Below are 12,504 nucleotides of genomic sequence, written 5' to 3'. Positions count from 1 at the left end.
CCATCGTTTCAGGTTTGCAGTTTCTCGGTTTGCACCCGCTGTTTCCATACTTCTATCCAGGCTGGAATTTCTTCGGCGAGCAATGGCTTTGAAATGAAATTGCCTTGAGCAAGGTTGCAGCCAGTGCGGCGCAACAGATCCCAATCATCCCGATCTTCCACTCCCTCCGCCACCGATTCCATATTCAATTGTTTCGCCAATGCCAAACTGGTGTCGTAAATTGCTCGTAACGTCTCATTTTTCCAGGCGTGATGGACGAATCCTTGATCGATCTTGAGTTCGTCGAAAGGAATATCCCGTAATTGCGCCAAGGAAGAATGCCCCGTACCAAAATCATCGATGGAAAGATGAAAGCGTTTCAGCCGGAGACGCGAGAGTATCTCGAGCGATACACGCATATCCCCCATCAACTGACTTTCCGTGACTTCCAGAACCACCTTATGAGGAGAAATCCCGGCTTTTGCTGCAAGATCGACCACCAAATCCTGAAAATCCAGTGAAGCCAGATTGTCCATGGAAACATTGACGGCTACGCGCAGCTCTAAACCAGCCTGCTGCCATTTTTTTTCTTGGGCGAATGCTTGGGTCAGAACCATACGGGTTAAATCGTTGATCAACCCATTGGCTTCGGCCACACCGATAAACTGATCTGGAAAAATCAGCCCATCTACCGGGTGATGCCAGCGTACTAACGTTTCTACACCAATCACGGCGCAGCTGGCAACAGAAACCTTAGGTTGATAATAATTAATCAGCGCACCCTCTTTGATAGCAGCGCCGATCTCTTCAACGTCATAGACCTTTTTCGCTTTGATCGGCTTTGCCGGCAAAGGGGGCGCCCATAACGCCAACATCGCCAGTAACGCTTCCGGTTTTACCGGTTTTTGCAAATAGCCTAGCATCGGGATGTTATGCGCCTGCACGAGCTTTTCAGCTGTGCGCAGCATTCGCTCATCTTCACCACTGACCAGTATCAAGCTACCGGTAAACTTCCGATCAACAAGGTAACGGACAAATTCGATTCCATCCATTCCCGGCATGTTCAAGTCGAGCAAAATCAAATCGGGCCGGGTTGCTTGATTATCCACTTGCATCAACGCATCACGCCCGTTATCACAACAAACAACTGAGGTGAACCCCTGATTGGCCAGCATGCGCGCCAATAATTTGAGCATAAATTGCTCATCGTCAAGAATTAGAATTTTGATCGTGGAAGCATCGATCATGATGTGCCTTTCCAAAGAAAAAAATGTTTTTAAAAATCATGTCAATGATGATGGGTACCACTCTATCAGTAAATGATTCAATCAATCCAGAAAGTGCCTCTTTGCCGCTGTAAAAACCAGTCGGCTCCTTCATTTTTGCACCCGCCATAGCGGAATGAAGGAGGTAGATAAGGAAACTGAAATCGTAAATCGTAAAACCAGACACAGATCCCTTTGTCAGAATAGTCGATACGCTCCATTTGTGGAAACACAGCAAATCGACGGAAATCAGTTAATGCAGATTGGTGCCAAGCTTCACGAGCAAGCAGCTCATCTGCGGCGGTAGCGCCAAATCGTTTAAGTTGCTGCCATTCAGCGAATAACGAGGGTCGATATGTAGCTGCCATTCTAGAAAGCAACCCGGCATCAATAGCGGCTATCCACGGGCTGGATCCGAGATTAATCCATGCGATATGGTAGGTATCCTCTTGCGTGACAATGATTTTCCAATTGTAAGGTGAGAAAGGTTGCGGCAAAACGTTGATCTCTGCTGAAATCAACGCCATTTCTCGCGCATAAGCTTCACCTATCCTGTTAGCTTGCTGGTGTAACGATGCCAGAAATAGTCCATACAGTCCAAGACAAATCAGCGCACCAGCAGCCATCATTCGACCCCATGCGAACAATCCGCTCAGTATCAACCCCAGCACAATGATACCGCTGAACCACAAATCGATAACGAATGCCAGCGGCACCGAGAACCGCTCAGTGGAAAAAGGCGAGAACAACATCAGCCCATAAGAAGTGATCACATCGCCTGCAATATGAATCGTGATCCCTAAGCAAACTGGAAAATAAAAGCATTGCCACGCATAACGGCCACGTGTAATCAATGAAAACACATGCGCGAGCAAAAATGCCCATAACGGCAACAGCACCAGCGAATGGGTTGGCCCCTGATGCCAGTTGAGATAAGTAAGCGTGTCGATCAGCCTGAGCACAATATCGATATCGGGAAAGGCTGCCGCAGCAAATCCGGCAATCAGTGCGTTACGTAACGGAAGTGCGCGCGACTTCGACTGTGGGCTGATGGCCGCACGGACCAGTAAAGCTCCGCTCAATGCATGAGTCAACGGATCCATCGCTGCAGTTCACTTAGGAATGGGTTCTTTGGTTGGCACATGGGCTGGCAAGTAGATTTGATGAGGGGGCGTACGCGTCGCACTTGGCTTTTCTTCGCCATAAACGGCCTGTCCCACCCACATCGCCAAGCTGAGATTACGATCGAGAAACCGGCGTGTGTGGCTGGATCCGGGCGATTCATCCCGCATCCAGAAAAAAAAAGTCATCAGATAAATGGTCGTCAACACGGATTCTTCCAAAGCACGCCGCAAAAAGGTCGCATCGCGTTGGGCGGCTTCGCGTATCCATTGCACAGTACGGCTGATACGCATCACTGCCGGCACCTGGATATGGATATGTCCAGGCTCCATCTTGGCCAATATCATCTGCCGTGTCACCTTGCGCTGGGCCGCCAAGGCATCCAGCCATGCCATTATAAGACAATGAATACGCTGCTGTGGGACCAGTTCAATGAAATCTGCCGCTTCGGCTTGCTTAAGCATGACGCCGTCCGCACGGTCGAACCAGGCATCAACCAAATCCTCCTTTTCACGAAAATAACTACGAATATCCTCCAAGGAAATATCCAGCTCGGCGGCAACGTCGTATAGACGCACCGCTTCCCATGAAGTCCGCGCACCTATTGCAACCGCCGCATCGACAATCGCGTCACGCATCGTATCTTTCTCTGCCATCATGACCTCCTCATATATTTTTTTCTCCCGTATCACCCCGATCAAAGGCGACACGCTTCCACCTTCAAAAAATTGAAGATAAGCCTTTCCCATGCCGAAAAAGATAGGATACTCTATCCGCCCAAGTTATAAATTCATTTCATCACACTTAAAGGGAGACCATTGATATGAAACACCGCTTGAAGCAGCTGATTTCTTCGGCTTGCGCACTTATCCTCGTTGGCAATATCCAGATTGTATCCGCCGATCTAGCCACTGATACCGAAACACTGCTCAATTGGGCTGAAAATACCTATCCTCAATTCTTTCCAAGCCGTCGTGCAACACAAAGCCTGGAGCCCTGGCTTTACCGATATTATCCCGAAACCAATACCTACGCAGGCGTTAACAAGGACGATAACGGCGTCTACGTCATGGGCGGCAGTTGGGGAGACAGCCCGACCTATATCGACAATCTTCCTGGCATGATCAGCTTGATCAATAACTCAGGAGGTAATGGTAGCATTCCCGCTTGTAATACTGCCAATGCGCCTACAGGCTTTTCTTATAGCCAAAGCGGCAATGTCGTCACCATCACGACCAATGGGCAATGCATCAAAGTTCCCAACATGACGACCAATTTTTGCGAAACACCTGCTCAACCTACGCAAACAGGAATTTCCGTATTCACAACGAGTGAAGTAACTTCGGCAGAGTGGCGTGGCATCACGTTCAGCTCGAGCTTTCCTACCGACCCCCTGGCATCCATGACAGGCACATTCAAACAATGCACCATCAACGCGCCAGCGGAACAAACGAATTTGGTGGTCAATTCGGATACTTGCATGGATATGACCGAACAGATGGAAGCTTCATTCGCCAGCTTAATTGAACAAGGTTATGCGACGGTTACCCCGCCTATCACGTTCGCATCCAAATCGACGTATTCAAGTCAAGCTGTAGCAGATTGCTTCGCAACGGACGCTGACAGCATCTACGATGCTTTCACGCAACAGGTCTGGATCAAACAGAATGGTCAATTTGTTGAAATCAGTAACCCAAATCAATAAACCACGTCTCACGTTCTAAGTAACAAGTACAACAGGCAAACGACAGAAAGCTATCGTTAACGATAGCTTTCTGCTTTCAATCCCTACCAATGACCACCGCTATCCAATTCTGCGCAATGTCAGCAAGGGAGGTTGCGAAAGCGAGGAACGCGTACCGAGCAGCCCTGCGATGGTCACCCCGATTATTCCCACCACAATACCCACCAGCCAAATCCAAGGGTTAAAGGTATAGGATACGTGCAACGCATAATCGCCGATCACGTAGGCCAACACGGTTGCGCCAGCCGAGGCGAATAATCCTACCAAGGTGCCAAGAATGGCGAATTCGGCTGCCCAGGCGCGAATCAGTTGCCTACGTTTCGCACCAAGGGTACGAAAAATAGCCGCTTCATAGATACGCTCGTCTTGGGTGGCCGAAATCGCGGCATACATGACGATCAAGCCTGCCAGCAAAGTAAACATAAATACGAACTCAATTGCGTTGGATACTTGCAGAATCATCTGCTGTATTTGTTCGATCACAATCGCCACATCGATGATCAAAAGGTTTGGAAAGCTCCTGACCAACTCATGCATGATCCCCGCATGCGAAGGCGGCAAATAAAAGCTGGTTACATAGTTGATGGGATACTGTTCAAGGGAACCGGGGCGCGCAACTACGAAGAAATTAACCTGAAAAGTGTCCCAATCGACTTTCCTTAGGCTCGTGATGGTGGCTGTATAAGGACTGCCTGCAATATCAAAAGTGAGACGATCGCCCAGTTTGACACCAATGGTCTTGGCAACTTCATCTTCGAGCGACAATTCATTCTCCGGAGTAGCTTCTTCGTCCTGCCACCACCGGCCAGCCACGATCACATTATCCGATTGCATTTCTTCCGACCACGATAAATTGAATTCCCGGTTCAGCAGCTGCTTCTTACGCAAATCGGTATATTCATCGACGCGCACAGATTGATCGTTGATTTTTACCAGCCGTCCACGCACCATAGGAAAGAACTCCGGCTGATCCATTTCATGCTGATCGAAGAACGCCGCCAGCGACTGTAACTGATCGGGTTGAATATTGACCAGAAAACGATTAGGCGTATTGGGTGGCAAACTCCTCCGCCAATCTTTCAGCAAGTCGTTCTGAATCAAGGTCAACACCAGCATGGCCATCAACCCCAACCCTAATGCAATTGCCTGAATGACCGTCGCTATCGTACGGCGCCGGATACTGGCCAACCCATAGCGCCACGCACTCGTGCCTTGCTGCCTAATCATCAACAATAACCTGATCAGCAGCCACCCTAAAAATGCAAATACGACAATGGCCGTCAAAAATCCCAGCATGACTAAAATACCTAAATGGAACTCGCCTGCTTCCCAAACGAACAAAATGGAGAGCGCAAATAGCCCAAACGCATAACCAGCGAGGCCGTGCAAATTGGTCTTACCAATATCACGCCGCAATACGCGCAAGGCGGGGACTCGCTTTAAATTGAGAAGAGGAGGCAAGGAAAATCCCAGCAACAAGACCATTCCACTCAATAAGCCATGCACAGCAGGCATTCCACTTGGCCAAGGCAGTGTGGTGTTGACTAACTCTGACAGCCAGCGCGAGAGAAATTCCTGCGCGGCAAACCCCATCACGCAACCGGTAATACTGGCAGCCAGCCCCAGGATGGCAAGATGATACGAATACAGACGCAATATTGTCGCTTGGCTCGCACCCAGACACCGCATGATTGCGCAACCATCGAGATGACGCTGTATGAAACGACGCACAGCCAACGCAACTGCGGCTGCAGCCACCACGACGCTGGCTAATGCAGCCAGACTTAAAAATTTTTCGGCACGCTCCAGCGCAGCACGGATTTCAGGGCGGGAATCGCGTATCCCCTCGATGCGCTGTCCAGGAACAAGCTGTGCCTGAGCCCAGTTACGGAATCCAGCAACCCGCTCCTCATCGCCCGCCACCAACAACTGGTAGGTCACACGGCTTCCTGGCTGAATCAGATCGGTCGCAGCCAGATCCTTCACATTCATCAACAATCTTGGCCCCATGTTGACAAAACCAACAGAATGGTCGGGCTCACGTGCAATCATCGCGGCAGCCATCATCTGCACGGCGCCTACTTCCAATTCCTCACCCAATTTGATATCCAAACCGGCTATAATTTTTTCATCTATCCAGACCGTTCCTGGTGCAGGTATCCCTGGAGCGACATAGGTCACCTGCTCCGAAAATGTACCGTCTGGTGGATCAGCAAGCCGCAAATCGCCCCGTAACGGATAGCCATCGGACACTGCCCGAATCTCAGCCAGGAGATTGCTTTCATCTTTGCTCGTCATACTTGGGAAACGCGTCATCGTTGCAGTCTTCAAGCCATACTGCTGCGCTTTTTCTGCATAGTGCGCTGGTAAGGGGCGATCGCTAATAACGAGCAAATCAGCGCCTAATAAGCGATTGCTTTCTCTGGAAAGCGCCAGCTGTACCCGATCAGCAAAAAAACTGACTGTCGTGATACTGCTCACCGCAATGATCAAGGCCAGCGCAAGAATGCGTAATTCCCCGGCCCGCCAATCACGCCGTAACATACGTAAGGAAAGTCGAAAAAGATTCATAAAATTTGTCCTTTCAGAAACTCAACGCATTTTGGAATAACCACTTTCTTATTCAACCCCCTTGCAAGAAGTAAGCATGTCAGATCGTTCATCGATTTCCAGCGGCCCACTTCCAGAAAAACGGTCAAGGTAAAGGTAAATCACCGGTGTAATAAACAAGGTAATCACTTGCGAAAACAATAACCCTCCTACCACTGCCAAACCCAGCGGCTGGCGTAACTCCGCACCGGCTCCAATCCCCAAGGCAATCGGCAATGCTCCCATCATTGCTGCAAGCGTCGTCATCATGATGGGCCGAAAACGTAACAGACAAGCTGTCCGAATCGCCGAGTATGGCGTCATGTGCTGCGTGCGCTGTGCGTTCAGTGCAAAATCGATCATTAAGATAGCATTTTTTTTGACGATCCCGATCAACATCAGAATACCTATCATCGCGATGATGGAGAGCTCGATATCAAACAGCCACAATACCCCCAAGGCACCGACGGCTGCCGATGGCAGGCCGGAAAGAATAGTAATGGGATGAATATAACTTTCATATAACACACCCAATAAAACGTACATGACCAGCAAAGCAGCCAAGATCAGGACAATCTGGCTGGTTTGAGTGGACTGGAAAGCGGCTGCATCTCCCGCAAAACTCGTCAGGATATTGCCGGAAAGATTGATTTCTTGCTCAAAATGTCCAATAAGCTTGGCGGCATCCCCCAAGGCTGCGCCAGTGACAAGATTGAACGAAATAGTCAGCGACGCCAGCTGTCCCACGTGGTTGATTGCCAGTGGGCCCATTTCGCGCATGACCGTGGCAATACTAGGCAAGGGGACAAGCGCACCATTTTTTGCACGCACATGAACATGATCGAACGCATTTTCATCCACTCGATATGCTTCAGCAACCTCCAGAATAACCCGGTAGCTGTCACTCGAAGTAAAAATGGTCGATACCTGGCGTTCACCATATGCGCTATAAAGTGCAGAACGGATCGCAGCCATTTCGATACCCAGTAAACTAGCCTTGTCTTGATCGATCTCCAGCCGCGCTTGCAGCCCTTTGAGCTTCAGATCGCTGGTGACATCTCTAAAAATGGTATGTTCTTTTTGCATCTGCGACATCATCGCCTCTGCTGCCACATATAAATCTTCGGCACGCACGCTGCGCATCACATATTGATAACGGCTTTTACTTGGCATGCTGCCGATGCGCAAATGCTGGGTGGGTGTCATGAAAATTTTGATACCAGGTATAGCACGCACTTCCTGGCGCAAGGCTTCCAGCACTTGGCGCATTTCCGGGCGTTCGCCGCGCGGTTTCAATCCGACAAACATCCGTGCACTGTTCGCCCCCTCCGTGAAGGCGATACTGTTATCGACGAGTGGATTTGCCCGGATGATATCGCTTGTTTTCTCGACCAGCTGCAACATGGCAGGAAAAGAAATATCCTCCGCAGCTTCAATTGCGATCATGATGCGCCCCGTATCTTCTTCCGGGAAAAAACCTTTGGGAAGGATTGCGAACAGCACGCCGGTCGCAACGAACGTACTCATCGCGATAACCAGCACGGTTCGCCGATAGCGCAAAGCACTGTCCAATAAATAGGTATACGCCGCCAATAAGTGATTAAACCCATTTTCAAACCATTGTGTCAATCGCATTACCCCGCCATCAGTCGAATCAATAGCCAGATAGCGACTTGCCATCATAGGGATAAGTGTCAGCGACACCACTGCGGACATGAGAACGGCGATGCTGACGACCGCAGCGAATTCGTGAAACATCATTCCAATGACACCCGGCATGAAAAAAACCGGGATAAATACCGCCACCAGTGAAATCGAGATCGAGAGGATGGTAAACGTGATCTCTTTCGATCCACGTAGTGCCGCCTCTAACGGCGACAAACCTTTTTCGATATGCCGTACGATATTCTCTAACATCACGATGGCGTCATCCACCACCAATCCCACTGCAAGCGTAATGGCCAATAAGGAAATATTATCCAGCGTATAGTCGAAAAACCGCATGAATGCCACAGTACCAAGCAACGATATGGGTAGTGACAATGCGGGTATCAGCGTAACAGTGGGTTTGCGCAAAAACAAGAACATGACCAGGATAACCAATGCGACCGTCAAGCTAAAAGTCATTTGCACATCGAAAATCGCCTCCCGAATCGATTGTGATCGATCCAGATAGAACGCCAAGTGAGCCGCAGCAGGCAGCTGGGCGTTGATCCCAGGCAACGCCGTCTTGACCGCATCGGCAATCGCCACCACGTTTGCCCCAGGTTGCGCATAAACCAGCATGACGATTGAGGGCTGACCATTCGTCCAGCTTGCAGTCTTGACGGACTCCACGCTGTCTTCGACCTTAGCGACATCCGACAACTTAACAAGATGCCCCTCAGCGGTCGCTGCCACGATCAACTCGGCGAATGCGGCCGCATTGTCGAGTTGTCGATTGGTCTGGATGACCAAGGTCTGTCGAGGACCATCCAGCGTCCCTACGGGTGAATTATCATTGGCCTGCGCCAAGGCGGCTGCAATGTCATCCACCGTCAAGTTGCGCGCGGCCAATGCCAGCGGATTGACTTGCACACGTACCGCGTATTTCTTCTGGCCATTCACTCTTATTTCGGCAATGCCAGGCAGGGTAGACAATGTTGGCACGATCAGCTTGTCAGCAAAATCGTTCAATGCTGAAAAAGGCATTGTTTCCGATGTCAACGAAAGCAGGGTAACCGGGGTATCGGCTGGATTGATTTTCCGGTAGGAAGGCATCGCCGTCATCTCAACTGGCAGCGAGCGCTGCGCCTGCAGCAAGGCCGCTTGAACATCTACGGCGGCGCTATCCATATCACGGTGCTGATTGAACTCCAGCGTAACCACGGTGTTACCTTGCGTACTGGTCGAGCTGATCATAGACAAACCAGCAATCGCTGAGAACTGTCGCTCAAGCGGCATGGCCACCGCCGAAGCCATGGTATCCGGGCTTGCTCCCGGCAGTGCTGCGGTTACTGTAATCGTAGGTGTATCGAAACGAGGCAATGCAGCGATGGGTACACTGCTATAAGCGAGCATGCCAGCAAACACCGCTGTCAACGATAACAATACGGTCATCACTGGGCGCCGAATGCATAGCTCCGCCAGATTCATCGTCAATGGCTAAGAGATCACAGCCCGATTGGTATGAGGCCCTTGCCCGCAACCCTGTCGTCCGGCATCATTGCTATCTTCTGTCTCGCTGTCATGGTCTTTGACTATACTGCCAGGACGAATACTTTGCGTTCCTTCGACCACGACACAATCATCCGGCGCAATCCCTTCCACGACGGCAATGCCTTCTTGGATCAATCTGACATGAACAGGCTGAGGGCTGACTTGATAATTCTCATCCACCACAAAAACAAATGTCCCCTTTATATCGTTTTGTACTGCCTGTGCAGGTAACGTCAGTACATCAGATAGGGTGCTGGATATGAGCGTCACATTGGCAAACATACCAGGCCAGAACGTACCCTCAGCATTAGCAAACTCAGCTTTGACACGTATCGTGCCACTCGCGCTATCAACTGCACTATCGATGAACACGACACGCCCCACGTGTGTCTGGGCATTGGGCAAATCTAGCCGTGCAGTCACCTTTACCTCATCTCTGTTTAGTGCTTGCATCAGGGGAGCCAGTTCGCGTTCGGGCAGAACGAAACTCACATGAATCGGATCTATTTGCGTGATACTGACCAGCAGGGTAGCTTCAGGCCGCACTAAGCTGCCTGGATAAACGCGAATGATGCCGGTACGCCCTGCAATCGGCGCTACGATTTCGCCATAATCACGGACAACGCGATCAGCTTCGATCGCGGCCTGATCAAAGCGTAATTGACCTCGCAAAATCGCTACCTGATTCTCGGCCACATCCAAAGCCGCCTGAGAAATAAAATTTTTATGGAACAACTCCCGTTGGCGCTCTAGTTGCCGCTCGGCGTTACTGAGTTCCGCGCGCGTTTTAGCAAGCTGAGCGACAGATTTGGCCAACCCAGCTTCTTCAGCGCGTGTATCCAATGTAAACAAGCGTTCACCCTTGTTTACAAATTGACCTTCTGTAATATGAACGGCTTTGATGGTTGCTGTCACCTGAGGATACACTTCAACCGTTTGAATAGCCGAAACCGTACCCTTGGCATTAAATTTGACAGGCATATCGCGTTGTACCGCCCTTACTGCGATAACTGGAATAGCATGCACTTCAGATTGTGCACGTGAAAAGTCAGAAGTGGATGGGCGAAATAACCAATATCCCACTGCCGAGACAGTGAGCGAGCAGCCCATGATGAGCATCACGCCAAAACGCCTAGTACGCCGTGTTTGAGCAGTTACACTTTCTTGGGGAATCGTTGCTTGCAATAGTCTAACCCGTTTTAAGTTCTACCCAGTAAGCTTGGATCAATCAGGTCAGTTGACAATTCTGCCTGCCGCCATGCGAATCTGCCGAGAACAGCGGTTGGATAAAGCTTCATCATGCGTAACCAGCACCAGCGTAGTTCCACGCTCCCGATTCAACTCGAACATGAGCTGAATAATTTGTGCACCCGTCGCCGAATCGAGATTACCTGTGGGCTCATCGGCAAATAATAATTTGGGTTGTGTGACAAAAGCACGCGCTATCGCCACACGTTGTTGTTCACCCCCCGAAAGCTGTCTCGGATAATGCTTGAGCCGCATCCCCAATCCCACCCGCTCGAGCAATTCCTGCGCCGCTTGCCGGGCATCGTTCACACCTGAAAGCTCCAGCGGCAACATCACATTCTCAAGCGCAGTCAACGCAGGCAAAAGCTGGAATGATTGGAACATAAAACCAAGTAGCCTGCTGCGCAAGGCTGCCCGCTCATCTTCGTCCAACAAAAAAATTTCTTCACCATCCAAATAAACTTGACCACTCGTCGGAACATCTAACCCGGCCAGCAGTCCTAGTAAGGTAGATTTACCCGAGCCGGAGGCACCTATGACAGCAATTGACTCACCTGCATTTACTTCCAAGTGGATATCCTGCAAAATTGTCAACTGATTGTCGCCGGTGTCAACTTGTTTAGTTAGGGCGTGAGCTCGTACGATAGGATTTGCTGCTTCTATGACACGATCATTTATCATGAAAAAATTATTGGTCCTTCTTTTTTGTTTATTTAATATTCTACCCACTGCAATGGCCAAGCCGGACGGTGGGCTCACTGTCATGATTCTAGGAGACAGTTTATCAACTGGTTATGGTTTACCCGCAGACGCAAGCTGGGTCAATTTACTCAAGCAGCGCATGCAAGCACTCTCCCCTCGCTATCAGGTTGTCAACATCAGCATTAGTGGTGAAACAACGTTGGGTGGTCGCAATCGTATCGAGCAAGCGCTCAAAACACATCACCCGGATATCGTCATTATCGGATTAGGTGGTAACGACGGACTGCGCGGCGCATCTATTAAATCTATCCATGATAATCTGGAAGCCATCATTCAAACTTGCCAACAATACCATGCTACGCCTATATTGGCCGGCATGCAGCTACCGCCCAATTATGGCATAGCCTATACACAAAAGTTCCGAAATATTTATACCGATCTGGCTGAACGCTATCAATTGAAATTGATTCCATTCTTACTGGCCGGGTTCGGTGATAAGCGTGAATATTTCTTAGCGGATGGCATCCACCCGGATATCCCAGCCCAAAAAATCATCACAGAAAATGTTTGGGACGTATTACATACCATGCTGGAGTCGGGTTTTTCTTCCGCAAAAGGAACGATACAGACCGTTCCAACCTACAATAATTAATTGAT

Annotated in this window: 9 protein-coding genes; 2 read left to right on the top strand and 7 right to left on the bottom strand. The window is 49.8% G+C overall.

The annotated features are described in order from the left end of the window. Positions 1–8 precede the first annotated feature (8 nt). The 3 genes from C8R30_RS00170 to C8R30_RS00160 all read right to left on the bottom strand — a co-directional run bounded on the left by C8R30_RS00170 (position 9) and on the right by C8R30_RS00160 (position 3,076). A complete protein-coding gene (locus tag C8R30_RS00170) occupies positions 9–1,226 on the bottom strand; it encodes an EAL domain-containing response regulator (protein WP_090665866.1) in 1,218 nt (405 codons plus the stop codon). A gap of 77 nt (positions 1,227–1,303) precedes the next feature. After that, entirely contained in the window at positions 1,304–2,347 is a 1,044-nt protein-coding gene (locus tag C8R30_RS00165; protein ID WP_107789254.1) for a metal-dependent hydrolase, read from the bottom strand. Positions 2,348–2,356: 9 nt separating this feature from the next. Next, a complete protein-coding gene (locus C8R30_RS00160) occupies positions 2,357–3,076 on the bottom strand; it encodes a TetR/AcrR family transcriptional regulator (RefSeq protein ID WP_244887950.1) in 720 nt (239 codons plus the stop codon). 113 nt (positions 3,077–3,189) lie between these two features. Between C8R30_RS00160 and C8R30_RS00155 the strand changes: the two genes are divergently transcribed. Beyond that, positions 3,190–4,071, top strand: a complete 882-nt coding sequence (locus C8R30_RS00155; RefSeq protein WP_107789253.1) for a hypothetical protein — start codon at positions 3,190–3,192, stop codon at positions 4,069–4,071. A gap of 99 nt (positions 4,072–4,170) precedes the next feature. Here the strand turns inward: C8R30_RS00155 and C8R30_RS00150 are convergent, their stop codons facing one another. The 4 genes from C8R30_RS00150 to C8R30_RS00135 are packed head-to-tail and all read right to left on the bottom strand — an operon-like array spanning position 4,171 to position 11,826. Continuing rightward, positions 4,171–6,681: an ABC transporter permease gene (locus tag C8R30_RS00150; RefSeq protein ID WP_107789252.1), complete on the bottom strand. Its 2,511-nt coding sequence runs from the start codon at positions 6,679–6,681 to the stop codon at positions 4,171–4,173. A gap of 48 nt (positions 6,682–6,729) precedes the next feature. Continuing rightward, positions 6,730–9,834, bottom strand: coding sequence for an efflux RND transporter permease subunit (locus C8R30_RS00145; protein WP_107789251.1), 3,105 nt, complete (start codon positions 9,832–9,834; stop codon positions 6,730–6,732). 9 nt (positions 9,835–9,843) lie between these two features. Beyond that, entirely contained in the window at positions 9,844–11,082 is a 1,239-nt protein-coding gene (locus C8R30_RS00140; RefSeq protein ID WP_146162661.1) for an efflux RND transporter periplasmic adaptor subunit, read from the bottom strand. Between the two features lie 48 nt (positions 11,083–11,130). Next, complete coding sequence (locus C8R30_RS00135; protein ID WP_090665855.1) at positions 11,131–11,826, bottom strand: ABC transporter ATP-binding protein; 696 nt, start codon at positions 11,824–11,826, stop codon at positions 11,131–11,133. Here C8R30_RS00135 and C8R30_RS00130 point away from each other — a divergent pair. Next, complete coding sequence (locus C8R30_RS00130; protein WP_090665853.1) at positions 11,825–12,499, top strand: arylesterase; 675 nt, start codon at positions 11,825–11,827, stop codon at positions 12,497–12,499. The two genes, C8R30_RS00135 and C8R30_RS00130, sit on opposite strands and share 2 nt — an antisense overlap. Positions 12,500–12,504 lie beyond the last annotated feature (5 nt).

Source organism: Nitrosomonas nitrosa (assembly GCF_003051105.1).
Lineage (GTDB): Bacteria > Pseudomonadota > Gammaproteobacteria > Burkholderiales > Nitrosomonadaceae > Nitrosomonas > Nitrosomonas nitrosa.
Note: the sequence above shows the minus strand (reverse complement) of the source record. Positions and strands in the feature narration are given on the sequence as shown.